The organism is Ruania rhizosphaerae (assembly GCF_009805705.1).
Lineage (GTDB): Bacteria > Actinomycetota > Actinomycetes > Actinomycetales > Beutenbergiaceae > Ruania > Ruania rhizosphaerae.
In genome coordinates this window covers 59,787-73,662 of the sequence record NZ_VSMB01000017.1, presented here as the reverse complement: position 1 = coordinate 73,662, position 13,876 = coordinate 59,787, and the positions used below count along the sequence as shown (strand labels likewise).

The window sequence follows — 13,876 nt, the reverse complement described above, 5'->3', positions numbered from 1 at the left end:
CCCGCCCAAGCCCTCAACCAACTCCTCACTGTCGCAACGACCACTTGACATTGGGCGCCGATCCGCGACACTCAGGCCACCCTCGTCGGGCCGGGTCGCTCAGGCGCCCATCTCCGCACCGGTCTCGAGCAGGGTCTTGAGACCGGAGAGGCACCAGGGCCATCCGCCGCCACCCTGCGCCGGTTCCCCACCGCCGGCCACCTCGGCTGCCAACTCGGGGGCCGCAGTCAGGTCGTGGGTGAGCACCACCTGAGTGAGGCCGGAGGGGTACTCAGTCAACTCCCAAGTGAGGCGGGTGGGCGCCTTGTCCGGGTGCCAGGCCGGGGACCAATCGAGTACGAGCCGTTTCGGCTCGTCGGTCTCGATGACCGTTCCGGTGACGGCGACCTCTCCCATCCCCATCTGCTTCATCTCATCTGTGGTCAGGTTGCGATAGGTGCCGCCTGGGCGCAGGTCGTACTCCGACTCGCCTCCGTAGCCCCAGCGGGTGGTGTATTCCGACTCGGTGATGGCCTTCCAGATGGTGGCGGCCGGAGCGTTGATGTAGATGCTGTAGACCTGGATCAGATTGTCGCTCATGATTCGTCCTTCGGTTCGTGGCCGGGCCGTTTCGGCTCGTCCGGAGATTGCTCGAGCTGTTCCTTCATGCCGAGCAGGACGGAGGCGATACCGGCCCGCTCGGTGTACTTGCCGATCCACCGCTGGTGGATCTGCTGGATCGGCACGGGGTTGAGGTAGTGGTGCTTGGTCCGCCCGCGCTTGCGCGTGAGGACCAGGCCGGCGTTCTCCAGCTGTCTCAGGTGCTTCGACACACCGAACCTGGTCATCTCGGTGTGCTCGTTGACCGCTGCGTCGAGCTCACCGAGGGAGCGCCCGTCCTGCACAAAGAGCAGGTCGAGAAGGAGCCGGCGGACAGGATCCGCCAGCGCCTTGAAGACTGGGTCGTCGTCGAGCACGCTTCGACAATAGGTGACCATTTAGTCACATGTCAATCAATGGTCGATCCCGGCTATCGTCGTGGCCATGAGCAATCCCGGTGACCACCCACCGGCACCGGGCACACCGCCCCAGCCGGAGCCATGGGCCGCGCCCAGCGCCTGGGGCGCGCCCACGGGACAGCCGCCCACGCCGTGGCAGGCGCCACCAGGCCCGGACGAGACGACACCCGCGGTCCCACCGCTGCCCGCACCGCCACCGCACACCCCCCAGCCAGGACCGGCGGGGCAGAGCATGTACGGCTCCCGCCCCACCTCGCCCCAGCAGGATCAGGGCTCCTACGGTCAGTTCACCTTCCCGGTGATGCAGCGCGCCACGCTGGAACCGACAGCGGTGGCCTCCGTGGCAACCGCCCTGCTCGGGCCCGTCGCCGTCTTCCTCGGCGTACTGGCGCGCACGCGGATCAAGCGCAACCGGCGCCGCAGCATGGCGCTGGCCTGGACAGGGATCGGCTTGGGTTCGCTGTTCACGATCGCGTGGGTACTGACCACAGTCGTGCTAGCGGGAAATGGCACGATCGACCGCCTCACCGAGAGCCCTCAGGCCGGGGATGTCGCGACCGCCCGGACCGTCGGCGCCTCGAACGTGGCCGTGGGCAATTGCATCGAGTTCCTCCCACCGGGTGAGCAGGTGGGAGAGGTCCAGCTGGTGCCGTGTGCGCAGTCGCACATCGCTCAGGCGATCTCCAGCCATGAGCTGACCGGCGACTTCCCCGGGGCGGACGCCGTTGCCGAGGAGGCGCTGGCCACCTGCGAGGCGGCTGTCTCGGCACTGGAGAGCGACGGCGTGCCCGAGTCGGGCTTGACCGCCTGGTACCTGGCCCCCACCGAAGAGGCATGGGGTCAGGGCACCACCGCGGTCCTGTGCCTCGCGCGTGGCAGCACCGGACCGTTCGACGGAGACCTGCTGAGCGGATGAGGTCGGTCTGCCCGTTGCCGGGCGACGCCCGGATCACGCACATCGCCACAGCTCGTTCTAGGGTCAGCGCATGAGTACTCCGGACCCGGGCGCGGCGCGGCGCGACCGGCGGCACGGCGATGGCCGCCGCCTGGCGCCTGCTCAGGGGCGGCACGCTGGTTCGTGGGCCGGCTTCGGGCAGAGCCCGGGCGCCGGTCCCGCCGAAGGGTCCCAGGCGACGGACCGTCGATCGACGACGACCGTTCCGATGATCGCCGCGGTGGCTGTCGGGGTCGCCCTGGTGCTGATCGTCGGGACCCTCGGATTCCGCGCCCTGTTCCAGGACGAGCCACCGCCGACGCCTCCGGCGGCGGACCCCACCTCGGCCACGCCCACCCCGACGGCGGAGCCTCCCACGCCCACAGCCTCGCCCGGGGCGGTGTCCGAGTTCGATCTCACGGTGGGCCAATGCCTGGACGCGTACGAGCTCGGCGACCCGGAGATGCCGCTCGCCGACTGCGCCGACCCGCACCAGTTCGAAGTGTTCGCCCAGGAAGAGTCCGCCGAGGAGGACTACCCAGGAGAGGAGGAGATGACGACGGCGGGAGACGAGTTCTGCCGTGAGTCGCTGCTCGCGGAACTCCCTGAGGACCTCGATACGACGCCCGTGGTGTACCGGACCATCTCCCCCTCGCCTGAGACCTGGGAGACGGGCGATCGGAGGCTCACCTGCATCGTCGGGGTGGATGAGGGCTACACGATGACCGGTAGCTTCACGAGTGGGGAGGATGTCGCGATCTCCGGACCATGAGGCGAGTTCGGCCAGTTCAACCGGACGCGCCCGCCACCCTTAGCAGAACGCCCTGGCGCCACGGTCGAGCGGGCTTCTAGAGTCAGTGCCATGAGCGCACCGTGGGATCCTCACCAACAACCCGGCACCCCGGGTCCGGAGCAGCCCGGCTATGGCCAGCAACCAAGTCAGCAGCCCGGCTACGGCCAGCAGCCGGGCTACAACCCACAGCCTGGCCACAGCCCACAACCGGGGTACGGTCAGCAGCCCGGCACTCCGGCCCAGCCCGGCTACGGCCAGCCCGGGTACGGTCCACAAGGCGGCTACGGACAGCAGCCTGGCTATGGAACACCCCAGCCAGGCTATGGCGCCCCCGGAGCCGGCTACGGGGGCGGAGGTCAGGCACCGTCCGGTGCGCCGCCGTCGAAGAACAGGGCCCCGCTGATCATCGGGATCGTCGTGCTGATCGTGGTGGTCGCCGTCGGTGGCTACTTCGCGCTGCGCCTCCTGGGTGGCGGGAACGAGCAGCCGACCGCCGGCCAGACGGCCGATCCACTGAGCCAGCCGGAAGAGGTGGCCGATCTGGACCTGCTGCCTGGTCACTGCCTGGAGGTGCTGGAGTACATCTACACCGACGACAACCTGCTGCCGGCGGTGCCATGCGCTGATCCGCACGCGCTGGAGGTGTACGCCGAGGAGATCCTTGACGACGCGGAGTACCCGGACTTCCCCGGTGAGGACGTCTTCGGCGACGCCTCCGACGAGTTCTGCTTCGCCGAGCTCGACTCGATGCTGCCCACCTCGTTCGACACCACCAACATCGGCTACCACTCGCTCTACCCCACGCAGCAGACCTGGGATGCCGGCGACCGGAAGTTCACCTGCCTGATCTCCGCGAATGACGGGTACAGCCTCACCGGCAGTTTCATCGCCGGCGAAGACGTCTCCGTCTCCTGACCTCCTAGCACCGAAATCGCTCGTCGATCTGGTCGTCCGTCAACGACCAGATCGACGAGCGATTTCGTGAAGTGAGCGTCAGGGGGCCAGGGCTCAGGCGGCGCGTAGCACCAATCCCGGCTCCTCCAGCGACTCCGGCCGGTCCACCGTCACGGACCCGCCGTCCACCACCTCCCCGGCGAGCAGCATCCGGGCGAGCCGGTCTCCGATCTCACGCTGCACGAGGCGGCGCAGCGGCCGGGCACCGTAGGCGGGATCGTAACCCTCGATGGCCAACCACTCGCGGGCGGCCGCGGTCACCTCGAGGTCGAGGCGGCGGTCGGCGAGCCGCGCGGCCATCCGCTCCAGCTGCAGATCAACGATCTTGCCCAGCTCGTCCAGGGAGAGGGCGTCGAAGACGACAATCTCGTCCAGGCGGTTCAGGAACTCGGGCTTGAACGACGCCCGCACGGCTTCGAGCACCCGATCACGCTTGACCGCAGTCTCCAGCGAGGAGTCCACGAGGAACTGCGAACCCAGGTTGGAGGTGAGCACCAGGATCGTGTTGCGGAAGTCCACGGTGCGCCCCTGACCATCGGTGAGCCGGCCGTCGTCGAGCACCTGCAGCAGGATGTCGAAGACCTCCGGGTGCGCCTTCTCCACCTCGTCGAGCAGCACGACCGAGTACGGACGGCGTCGCACGGCCTCGGTCAGCTGCCCGCCCTCTTCATAGCCGACATAGCCGGGCGGAGCCCCGACCAGCCGGGCGACCGAGTGCTTCTCGCCGTACTCGCTCATGTCGATGCGCACGATCGCGCGCTCGTCATCGAAGAGGAAGTCCGCGAGCGACTTCGCGAGCTCGGTCTTGCCGACACCGGTGGGCCCGAGGAACAAGAAGGATCCGGTGGGCCGATCCGGGTCGGAGATCCCGGCACGCGAACGCCGCACCGCATCGGAGACGGCGCGCACGGCCTCCCGCTGACCGATCAGGCGCTCACCGAGCACATCCTCCATGTGCAGCAGCTTCTGCGTCTCCCCCTCCAGCAGCCGGCCGGTGGGGATGCCCGTCCAGGCGCCGACCACCTCGGCCACCTCCTCGACACCGACATGGTCGGCGATCATCGGAGCCTCGCTCGCAGACTCCACATCGTGCTCGGCGGCCTCCGCCTCGGCGATCTGCCGCTCGACGGCAGGGATCTCCCCGTACAGCAGCCGGGAGGCCTTCTCGAGGTCACCCTCACGCTGGGCACGTTCGGCGTCGGTGCGCATCGCATCGAGCTGAGCCTTGAGGTCACCCACCCGGTTGTGGCCGGCCTTCTCCGCCTCCCAGCGGGCGTTCAGGCCCGCCAGCTCCTCCGAGCGGTCGGCCAGGTCGGCGCGCAACTTCTCCAATCGGTCCCGCGACGCATCGTCGGCGGACTCCGAGAGGTAGGCCTCCTCCATCTTCAGCCGGTCCACGGCCCGGCGCAGCTCATCGATCTCCACCGGCGAGGAGTCCAGTTCCATCCGCAACCGGGAGGCAGCCTCGTCGATCAGGTCGATCGCCTTGTCGGGCAGCTGTCGACCAGGGATGTACCGGTCGGAGAGCTGCGCGGCGGCCACGAGTGCGCCGTCGGCGATCGTCACCTGGTGGTGGGCTTCGTACTTGGGAGCGATCCCGCGCAGGATCGCCACCGTGTCCTCCACCGAGGGCTCTCCGACGAACACCTGCTGGAACCGGCGCTCCAGTGCGGGATCGGACTCGACGTGCTCGCGGAACTCGTCCAGCGTGGTCGCGCCGACCATGCGCAGCTCACCGCGGGCGAGCATGGGCTTGAGCATGTTCCCGGCGTCCATGGACCCTTCGGAGGCCCCGGCGCCCACCACGGTGTGCAGCTCGTCGATGAAGGTGACGATCTCGCCGTCGGAACTCTTGATCTCGTCCAGCACCGCCTTGAGGCGCTCCTCGAACTCGCCTCGGTACTTCGCGCCGGCCACCATCGCGGCCAGGTCGAGGGAGATGAGGCGCTTGTCACGCAGCGAGTCGGGCACATCGCCGTCCACGATGCGCTGGGCCAGACCCTCCACGACGGCCGTCTTGCCGACACCGGGGTCACCGATCAGCACCGGGTTGTTCTTGGTGCGGCGGGAGAGCACCTGCACCACGCGGCGGATCTCGGAGTCGCGCCCGATGATGGGGTCGATCTTCCCCTCGCGTGCTGCCGCAGTGAGGTCCAGGCCATACTTCTCCAGCGCCTGGAAAGTCCCCTCGGGATCGGGCGAGGTGACCCGGGCCGACCCCCGCACCTGCGGCAGCGCGGCGATCAACTGATCCCGGGAGGCACCTGCTCCCCGCAGCGCCTCGCCGACAGCACCGGCATCCTTGGCCAATCCCAGCAGCAGGTGCTCGGTGGAGACGTACTCATCGCCCAGCGCCTTCGCCTCGTCCCCGGCAGCACCGGTCACGGTGAGCATCGCACGCGACATCCGCGGCTGACTCACCGAGGATCCCGCCGCCGCGGGAAGGGCGGTCTCCATACCCTGAGCCTGCTGCGCGAGGTGGGCACGGTCGGCGCCTACGGCACCGAGCAGGGCGACGGCGACCCCGTCCGTCTGCGAGAGCAGTGCACTGAGCAGGTGGACCGGTTCGAGCTGTGCGTGCCCGGCACGCACAGCGGCCTGCACGGCCGTCGAGACGGCCTCCTGCGACTTGGTGGTGAGCTTGGTGTCCATCGATCCTCCGAGTTGGTCGGTCACTGACCAGTACAACCAGATCAAGGTTGAGTCTATTCCACTCAACTTTGGAGGATGGGCCTCAGATGCGCAACCAGCAGCGAGGGACTCCGGTGACGCGTCGAACCCGCCTGCAGGTGACCAGACGGTGAACTCTTCGCCCGATCCCACGCAACCCACGCCGTCCGCGGGTCCAACAGGCTGCGCACAGGCCCGAAGTGCGACAAACTCAGGTGGCGTAGGGCACATCCGTGCGGTCAACCACGAGAAGGAGAAGCACATGGTGGGATTCGACGACCTGAAGAACAAGGCCTCCGAGGTGCTGAAGGACGAGGAGAAGACCGATCAGGGTCTCGACGCCGCCTCGGACTTCATCAACGACAAGACCGGTGGCCAGCACGCCGACAAGATCGAGCAGGGCCGCGACTTCCTCGACGGCAAGGTCGGCGACGAGCGCTGACGGCATGTTCTCGGACGGCCGACCCTGCACGGGTCGGCCGTTCTTCATGTCCGGCCCACTCCCCCACGCCACGCACTACCGGGCGGGCGAACACAGTCCGGGCTGGGAGCACAGTGGCTACTCACATCCGCCGCAGCCTCACCACCTGCGCATGCGCAAGCGGCCTGACACGATGCGAACATGTCCGAGTGCACGTTCTGCCAGATCGTCGCCGGTGGCCTTGAGGCGCACGTGGTGATGGACGAACCCGATATCGTCGCCTTCCTCGATACCAGGCCCCTGTTCGCCGGCCACACGCTGCTCGTGCCGCGCCGCCACGTACCGACCGTTCCCGACCTTCCGGCTGAGATCGCGGGGGCGTTCTGGTCAGCCGGTCAACGGCTGGCGGCGGCGATCCCGCAGGCCCTCGGCGCGCAGGGCACGTTCATGGCGGTCAACAACGTGGTCAGTCAGTCCGTGCCGCACCTGCATCTGCACGTGGTGCCGCGCACCAAGGGCGATGGGCTACGCGGGTTCTTCTGGCCGCGCAGGCGCTACTCCGGTGACGAGGCCGGTGCGGCGGCCGCATCGATCCGGACCGCTCTCGGCGGATAGCCCTCGGGCGTCGAGCCTTGTGGTGTGGTTCCGACGTATCACATGCACCGGGATCACATCACAACGCGCGAACCGGCACCCGAGCGGACATCTCAGGTGAGGCTGGCACACTCTGCTGCGTGAAACCGCTGCTGCGCCTGCTCCTCGCCGTCGCGAGCCTGCTGCTCCTCGCCGGCTGTTTCCGTGTGGAGGGTGATCTCACCATCGCCCCCGACGCGGCGACGGTCTCCGGGGAGGTGACGGTCGCCGTCAGTAGGGCGTGGGCCGAGGAGAACGGCGAGGATCTGGACGCGATGGTGGCCGGGATCGAGTCCGATCTCGAGGCCGCCCCGGATCAAGGGGTCACCGCGGAGCCCTATGACGACGGCGAGTACGCAGGCGTGCGGCTCACCCTGACCGAGACCCCGGTCGAGCGACTGGAAGCCGCCACGAGTGGGGCACTGAGCATCATCTCCGATGATCAGGAGATCACCGTGGTGGCCGGCCTGGGCAGCCTCGCCGAGGCCGATGCCGACGGCTGGGAGGCGGACCTGTCGATCACCTTTCCCGACGGCGTCACCCACCACGACGGGGAGCGTGAGGGTTCCACGGTGACCTGGCACCTGGACGCCGGCGACTCCGCGTTGCGGGCGACCGGTTCGATGCCGGGCGCCCAGGCTCCCTTCCCCTGGGTGCCGGTGTCCGCGGGTCTGGTGCTGGTCAGTGGGGTCGGATTTGCTGTGGTGCAGTGGCGGCAGCGCGCTGCACGGTCGAACACTCGGCCCGTGAAGGAGTGAGCGGCGGCCCTCACCCCACCGGGGGCCGCCGGCCGGACCAGGGCAGCGCCTCCTCCAGCGCCGCCGCGAGCGAGAGCAGCCGCTCCTCTCCGCCCAGCCCCGCCCCCAGGGCCACGCCGAACGGGAGGTCAGGGCCGCCGTCGGGGGAGTCGGGCGCCCAGTGCACGGGCAGAGAGATCGCAGGCCAGCCGAGGATGTTCCAGGTGCTCGTCCATGGGGTGAAGGCACACTGTGCCCAGAAGTCACCCTCGGGGTCGGCGTCGTCACGGATGGACCCGATGGGCGCCGGCGGTTGCGCGAGCGTGGGCGTGAGGATCACGTCGAACTCCGCCCATGCGGTCGCGGTCTGGCGTGTGAGCCGCTGCCCGGCGCTGATCGCACCCGCGTAGGCGAGCCCGCTCACGCCCCGCCCGCGCTCGCGCATCCACTGGGTCAGCGGCACCAGCAGGTGCTCGGCCTCCTCCGGCAGCGGCGCGCTCGCGGCCATGACTGACCACACGTCCAGGAACGGGGTCCACTCCTCGGCCGCGAACGGCACCGGCGCCTCGCTCACGTGGTGGCCCATCGCCTCCAACGCCCTAGCGGTCTTCTCGACGGCGGCCCTTGCCTGCGCGTGTACCGGCGCCTCGGGTGTGATGAACGGTGTGGTCACGACTCCCACGCGCAGTCCCTGTTCACGGCGTTCACAGGCGTCGAGGAAGGAGGTCTGCGGCCTGGGAAGCAGCGCCGAGTCGCCGGGCCACGGGGGGCTGAGCAGATCGAGTGCGAGGGCGGTGTCGCGCACGTCCCGGGTGAGCACGCCGTGCGTGGCCAGGGCGGCGCCGTCCACCCCGAGCGGCCCGTTCGACACGCGACCGCGGCTGGCCTTGAGGCCGACGAGCCCGCACGCACTGGCTGGGATGCGGATCGAGCCACCACCGTCGCTTCCCTGCGCGATCGGGACGATCCGTGAGGCGACGGCGGCCGCGGCGCCCCCGGAGGATCCGCCGGCGGACCGGGTCAGGTCCCACGGGGTGCGGGCCGGGGGTGCGATCTCGGGCTCGGTGTAGCAGGGCAGACCGATCTCGGGAGTGTTGGTCTTGCCGACCATGAGGGTGCCTGCCTCCCGGAACCGGGTGACCAGGCCGTCGTCGACCGGGGCGACGAAACCGTCCAGGGCGGCGCTCCCGGCGCGCATCGGCACACCGGCCACCATCGTCAGGTCCTTGATCGGCAGCGGCACCCCGAGCAGAGGATGGTCACGGGCCACCTCCTCGGGTGAGGACTCCTCGAGGAGGCGAGCTGCGTCGTCGGCGTGGGCCCGGGCGAGATCGGGTGCTCGGGTGACGAAGGCGCCCACTCGCTCGCTGAGCGCGTCGGCACGGGCCTCGGTGTGGGCGAGCACCTCGGCGGGCGAGGTCTGGCGGGTGCGGATCGCGGTGGCGAGTTCACGGGCGGTCAGATCGTGCAGATCGGCCATGGCACGAGCCTACGCGCCAGCCGCCCGCAAGCACACGCTCAGGATCCCTACCCCTATTGACGCGTCGGCCAACCCCACCTACGCTGAGTGGATTCCAAAGTGGATCCAGAAAGGGATACAAAAGCGATGAGGCTTCGGCACTCGATCATGGTCGGCATTCTCGACCGGTACGCAGACCGCTTCACGGAGTTCCAACCGGCGGTACCGCTGGAGCGCCGGATGGAACAGGCTGCGGCACTGCCCGGCGCCCAGGGCGTGGAGTTGGTCTACCCAGCCGACCTCGGCGACATCGAACGAGCGAAAGAACTCGTCGCGACCTCCGGGCTGGAGGTCTCCGCCGTCAATCTCAACATCAAGGGAGATCCGCGCTGGCGCAATGGCTCCTTCACCAACCCGGACGCAGCCACACGCCGCGAGGCCGTGCAGTGGCTGACCACGGCAATGGACCTCTCCGCTGAGCTCGGCGCATCCATGGTGACGGTGTGTCCGTTGATGGACGGGTGGGACTACAGCTTCCAGGTCGACTACGCCAAGCAGTGGTCCTGGCTCATCGAGGGCCTTCGGGCCGGCGCCTCCCACCGTGACGACGTGCGCGTCAGCATCGAATACAAGGCTTTCGAGTCCCGCACTCGCATCGTCGTCCCGGACATCGGCACCACCTTGCACCTGTGCGACAGGATCGGCCTCGACAACGTCGGGGTGACCATGGACGTCGGCCATGCGCTGATCGCCCAGGAGACCCCGGCCATGAGCGCCGCCATGGCTCACGAGGCCGGCCGGCTCTTCTACGTCCACTTCAACGACAACAACCGGGGATGGGACTGGGACATCGTTCCCGGCGCCGTGAACCTGTGGGAGATGGTCGAGACCCTCTTCTACCTCGACCGGATGGGCTGGGACGGCTGGCTGGCCTACGACGTCTTCACCAAGCACGGGGACCCTGCCGAGGCTTTCGACGCGACTCTTCGGTCCATGGAGGCGCTGGAGAAGCTCGTCGAGCGCCTGGGCCGCGATACCTTGCAGGACCTCATCGACAACGCCGACCCGGCGCAAGCGACCGCCCACCTGATCACGGCTCTGGTGGACTGATGCGCCTCGGCTTGGGTAGCTACGCCTTCCGCTGGCAGTTGGGCATCAACTCGACCCAACCAGCACCACTGAGCGCGCTGCAGGCCGTGCTCCAGGAGACCGCGATGCTGGGCTGCGGCGTACTCCAGCTTGCTGACGTCGAATCCCTGGAGACCGCGACCGACGGCCAGCTGACCGACATCCGCGCGAACGCCGAGGCACTCCGCATCCAGTTGCAATCAGGCTTCAGCGGCGCCACGGTCCCGCGATTGAAGCACCAGTTGCGCATCGCGCAACTGCTCGGGTGCGACCTGGTCCGGGTGGTGATGCACGGCCCGAACGTACCCGACGAGGACTCGGCCGTGGCAGCACTGGCCGCCTGCGCACCGGACTTCGAGGCGGCCGGGATCGTGCTCGCGATCGAGAACCACTTCCTGACCCCCAGCCCTCGCATGGTCGAGGCCCTCCACCGGATCGACTCACCGGCTGTGGGGGTCACGCTCGATGTCGCGAACTCGATCGTGTGCCAGGAATGGCCGCACGAGACGATCGCGGCGCTCGCACCCTACGCACGGTGCGTTCACCTCAAGGACTACCGGATCGAGCCGGGCACCAACGGCGTCGGCGCCTCGATCCTCGGGACCCCGCTGGGCGAGGGCACGACCGATGTAGAAGCCGTGCTGGACGCCGTCGCCGAGAATGCTCCGCTGGGTGTCGAAGCAGAGCTGGCGGTCGTACTTGAGCAGTGGTCGCCGTGGGAAGGCACTCCCGAAGCCACCGTTGCCACCGAGACAGACTGGCGCCGACACTCCGCACGCACCGCGGCCTCTCACCCGCGGCTGGCTACGCAGGAGGTGGTCGCCCGTGGCTGAGTCAGAGGACACCTCGGTGGCCGAGCGGTGCTACCTGCGACTGCGCGAAGCGATCCTCCGAGGTCGTTACACACCCGGCGAGCGGTTGACAAGCGTCCGATTGGCGACAGACCTCGGCATCTCACGCACGCCGGTGCGCACAGCACTGCATCGGCTGAAAGCCGATGGCCTGGTCGACATGGAGGACAACCGCGCGGCGTGGGTACGCCCACTCACCGTTGACGCCGTCGAGCAAGCGTACGAGATCGCCATGGCGCTCGAGGGCATGCTGGTGCGCAAGCTCGCGGCCCATGTCAGCCCGGAACAGGGAGACGCACTCGACCGAGCCATCGCTCGGATGGAGGACGCGGCGCAAACCGGGGACCAGCAGGAGTGGGTCGCCGGCGACGAGGAGTTCCACCATCTCCTGCGCACTCTCGGGGGAAACCCACTCCTCGACTCGATGCTGGAGCGAGTCGAGACCGTGATCCACCGCGTGAGGTTCCTGTCGCTGAACATCCGCCCCGAGGGCGCGATCATCTCCGCGCGAGAGCACCGCGCGATGCACGAAGCACTCGTCGCCGGTGACGGTGACGGTGCGCGCTCGGTCCACGAAGCGCATCTCGAGCGCGTCCGCGCCGAGAACATCGCATTCCTCAACGCCAGCTTCGGCTTCATGAACGTGCCCACGCCGACGTCCAGCTAGTCCAGTCGGCCCCAGTACACCCCTCGACGAGGAGGAGACCCATGACCACCGTCACCGCACCGATCCCGAGTCACACCCTTGGTGACCGGATCCATATCGCCCGAGATCGCGTCGTCGACATCACACTGGATGCCGTTCTCGGCGATGCCCTTGCACCGGGCGCGAACCCTCTCGACCTGGACGTGAGTGTCACCCTCACCGGCCCGGACGCCGTCGTGATCACTGTGCCCGCCTTCTACGACGAGGCACTCGGATTGCGCGCTCGCGTGAGTTTCCCTCACGCCGGTGCGTGGCGGGTCACGGTGCACGGCACGGAGGGGGTCCTGCTGAGTGCCACCGAACTCGAGGCCGACGTCTCGTCCGAACGCGCCGGGCGTGGGGCGCTCGGCACCGACCCGGACTTCCCCCGCCACTTCCGCTGGGCGGACCAGACAAGCTTCTTCTTCCTCGGCTACGAGGCCGACTGGCTGCTCATGGTCGATCAGCGCGACGAGGAGCTGACCCGCGTGCGAGAGGTCGTCGATTCGATCTCCAGCGCAGGGTTCACGGCCGTCACCGTCAACGCCTACGCCCACTCCTTCCGGCAGTACGTCGACGAAGACCTCGAGGCAGACCCTCGATGGGTAGTGCCGACTATCGCCCCCTGGCCCGGGGGCAACGATTCACCCGACTACAGCCGGCTCGACCCCTCGTTCTTCGCACACATGGATCGCGCGATCAGTCTGCTGCACGAGGCGGGCCTCGTCACCCACCTGATGGTTCATGTCTACAACAAGGACGTGAACTGGCCCGAGCCCGGAACTGCGGACGACGAGCGCTACTGGCGGCAGATCATCGCGCGGTACCAAGCGTTCGGCTCGATCATCTGGGACGTGGCCAAGGAGACCTACCACCGCCCGGCCGAGTACATCTGGACGCGCCTGGCGTTGTTCCGACACCTCGATGGCTACCAACGGCTCGTCACCGCTCACGACACCAACCCCCCACCTCGGGTGGACTGGGGCCGGCAGTTCGTCCGCTTCGAGAACGAGCTGATCGACGCACTGACGGACGTCACCGCCGACCAGATCCTGCAGGACATCCACGCCGATGCGGTCGAGCATCACCGGCGCTGGGCGAAGCCCTACATCAACATCGAGTTCGGCTACGAGTCCGGAATCGACGACCTCCCCTCCGACCACCCCGACCATGACCAGTCCTGGCAGGAGGTCACGCGCCGGATGTGGCACATCGTGCTGGGCGGGGCATACCCGAACTACTACTACCGGAACACCGCCTGGAGTCTCTTCATCCCGTTCCCGGAGCCTCCCGGTTACCGCGCTGCCCGCGTTCTCTCCGACTTCTGGGGAGGCATCGACCATCGGCGGCTGGTCCCGCTCGCCGGAGTTGCACGGGCTGAGGTACCCGTCATGGTGCGCGGGGAGATCGGCCGCGAGTACGTGGCCATGACCGACACGGCGACCGAGATCGAGATCGACATCCGTGCCGACGACGGCGAGTTGCACGCTACGTGGCTCGCTCCCCTCACCGGCGAGCGTCAGCAGATCGGCGCACTCACCAGCGGAACCCACACGCTGACGCCCCCGTCGGACTGGACGCTCACCGTGCTGCACGTGAACTGAGCCCCGCCA

Annotated in this window: 14 protein-coding genes; 10 read left to right on the top strand and 4 right to left on the bottom strand. The window is 68.4% G+C overall.

Annotated elements, in window-relative coordinates; genetic code table 11:
- Nucleotides 1–99 precede the first annotated feature (99 nt).
- Together FV560_RS18300 and FV560_RS18295 are read right to left on the bottom strand one after the other, a co-directional pair.
- On the bottom strand, nt 100–579 hold the full coding sequence (locus FV560_RS18300) for an SRPBCC domain-containing protein (RefSeq protein WP_159623100.1): 480 nt from the start codon (nt 577–579) through the stop codon (nt 100–102).
- Complete coding sequence (locus FV560_RS18295; protein WP_235020214.1) at nt 576–956, bottom strand: ArsR/SmtB family transcription factor; 381 nt, start codon at nt 954–956, stop codon at nt 576–578. The genes FV560_RS18300 and FV560_RS18295 overlap by 4 nt, the downstream gene beginning before the upstream one ends.
- Nucleotides 957–1,023: 67 nt before the next feature.
- Here FV560_RS18295 and FV560_RS18290 point away from each other — a divergent pair, with 67 nt between their 5' ends.
- From FV560_RS18290 to FV560_RS18280, 3 genes are all read left to right on the top strand, one after another.
- Nucleotides 1,024–1,914, top strand: coding sequence for a DUF4190 domain-containing protein (locus FV560_RS18290; RefSeq protein ID WP_159623096.1), 891 nt, complete (start codon nt 1,024–1,026; stop codon nt 1,912–1,914).
- A gap of 70 nt (nt 1,915–1,984) precedes the next feature.
- The gene (locus tag FV560_RS18285; protein WP_159623094.1) at nt 1,985–2,704 is read left to right on the top strand and encodes a septum formation family protein; all 720 of its coding nucleotides are present in this window, start codon (nt 1,985–1,987) and stop codon (nt 2,702–2,704) included.
- Between the two features lie 90 nt (nt 2,705–2,794).
- On the top strand, nt 2,795–3,640 hold the full coding sequence (locus FV560_RS18280; RefSeq protein ID WP_159623092.1) for a septum formation family protein: 846 nt from the start codon (nt 2,795–2,797) through the stop codon (nt 3,638–3,640).
- Between the two features lie 93 nt (nt 3,641–3,733).
- On the opposite strand, the gene clpB is transcribed toward FV560_RS18280, so the two are convergent.
- On the bottom strand, nt 3,734–6,331 hold the full coding sequence (gene clpB / locus FV560_RS18275; RefSeq protein WP_159623090.1) for an ATP-dependent chaperone ClpB: 2,598 nt from the start codon (nt 6,329–6,331) through the stop codon (nt 3,734–3,736).
- 280 nt (nt 6,332–6,611) lie between these two features.
- On the opposite strand from clpB, the gene FV560_RS18270 reads away from it, so the two are divergent.
- The 3 genes from FV560_RS18270 (at nt 6,612) to FV560_RS18260 (ending at nt 8,161) form a co-directional block, all read left to right on the top strand.
- A complete protein-coding gene (locus FV560_RS18270; RefSeq protein ID WP_159623088.1) occupies nt 6,612–6,791 on the top strand; it encodes an antitoxin in 180 nt (59 codons plus the stop codon).
- A gap of 180 nt (nt 6,792–6,971) precedes the next feature.
- Nucleotides 6,972–7,385, top strand: a complete 414-nt coding sequence (locus FV560_RS18265) for an HIT family protein (protein WP_159623086.1) — start codon at nt 6,972–6,974, stop codon at nt 7,383–7,385.
- A 119-nt stretch (nt 7,386–7,504) separates the two neighbouring features.
- On the top strand, nt 7,505–8,161 hold the full coding sequence (locus FV560_RS18260) for an LppM family (lipo)protein (RefSeq protein WP_159623084.1): 657 nt from the start codon (nt 7,505–7,507) through the stop codon (nt 8,159–8,161).
- Between the two features lie 10 nt (nt 8,162–8,171).
- Here the strand turns inward: FV560_RS18260 and FV560_RS18255 are convergent, their stop codons facing one another.
- Nucleotides 8,172–9,620 carry an amidase gene (locus FV560_RS18255; RefSeq protein ID WP_159623082.1) on the bottom strand — a complete coding sequence of 483 codons (1,449 nt, stop codon included), beginning with the start codon at nt 9,618–9,620 and terminating at the stop codon, nt 8,172–8,174.
- A 126-nt stretch (nt 9,621–9,746) separates the two neighbouring features.
- Here FV560_RS18255 and FV560_RS18250 point away from each other — a divergent pair, with 126 nt between their 5' ends.
- From FV560_RS18250 to FV560_RS18235, 4 genes are read left to right on the top strand one after another with little or no spacing between them, the layout of a single operon-like run.
- Nucleotides 9,747–10,709 carry a sugar phosphate isomerase/epimerase family protein gene (locus FV560_RS18250; protein ID WP_159623080.1) on the top strand — a complete coding sequence of 321 codons (963 nt, stop codon included), beginning with the start codon at nt 9,747–9,749 and terminating at the stop codon, nt 10,707–10,709.
- Entirely contained in the window at nt 10,709–11,560 is an 852-nt protein-coding gene (locus FV560_RS18245) for a sugar phosphate isomerase/epimerase family protein (RefSeq protein WP_159623078.1), read from the top strand. The genes FV560_RS18250 and FV560_RS18245 overlap by 1 nt, the downstream gene beginning before the upstream one ends.
- The gene (locus FV560_RS18240; protein WP_159623076.1) at nt 11,553–12,245 is read left to right on the top strand and encodes a GntR family transcriptional regulator; all 693 of its coding nucleotides are present in this window, start codon (nt 11,553–11,555) and stop codon (nt 12,243–12,245) included. Before FV560_RS18245 ends, FV560_RS18240 begins: the two co-directional genes overlap by 8 nt.
- A 41-nt stretch (nt 12,246–12,286) precedes the next feature.
- A complete protein-coding gene (locus FV560_RS18235) occupies nt 12,287–13,867 on the top strand; it encodes an apiosidase-like domain-containing protein (protein WP_159623074.1) in 1,581 nt (526 codons plus the stop codon).
- Nucleotides 13,868–13,876 lie beyond the last annotated feature (9 nt).

Excerpts from the sequence above, each read along its gene's own strand:
- FV560_RS18300 (WP_159623100.1), bottom strand. The coding sequence starts at position 579 with ATGAGCGACAATCTGATCCAGGTCTACAGCATCTACATCAACGCTCCG.
- FV560_RS18290 (WP_159623096.1), top strand. The coding sequence starts at position 1,024 with ATGAGCAATCCCGGTGACCACCCACCGGCACCGGGCACACCGCCCCAG.
- FV560_RS18285 (WP_159623094.1), top strand. The coding sequence starts at position 1,985 with ATGAGTACTCCGGACCCGGGCGCGGCGCGGCGCGACCGGCGGCACGGC.
- FV560_RS18280 (WP_159623092.1), top strand. The coding sequence starts at position 2,795 with ATGAGCGCACCGTGGGATCCTCACCAACAACCCGGCACCCCGGGTCCG.
- clpB (WP_159623090.1), bottom strand. The coding sequence starts at position 6,331 with ATGGACACCAAGCTCACCACCAAGTCGCAGGAGGCCGTCTCGACGGCC.
- FV560_RS18270 (WP_159623088.1), top strand. The coding sequence starts at position 6,612 with ATGGTGGGATTCGACGACCTGAAGAACAAGGCCTCCGAGGTGCTGAAG.
- FV560_RS18265 (WP_159623086.1), top strand. The coding sequence starts at position 6,972 with ATGTCCGAGTGCACGTTCTGCCAGATCGTCGCCGGTGGCCTTGAGGCG.
- FV560_RS18255 (WP_159623082.1), bottom strand. The coding sequence starts at position 9,620 with ATGGCCGATCTGCACGATCTGACCGCCCGTGAACTCGCCACCGCGATC.
- FV560_RS18250 (WP_159623080.1), top strand. The coding sequence starts at position 9,747 with ATGAGGCTTCGGCACTCGATCATGGTCGGCATTCTCGACCGGTACGCA.
- FV560_RS18245 (WP_159623078.1), top strand. The coding sequence starts at position 10,709 with ATGCGCCTCGGCTTGGGTAGCTACGCCTTCCGCTGGCAGTTGGGCATC.
- FV560_RS18235 (WP_159623074.1), top strand. The coding sequence starts at position 12,287 with ATGACCACCGTCACCGCACCGATCCCGAGTCACACCCTTGGTGACCGG.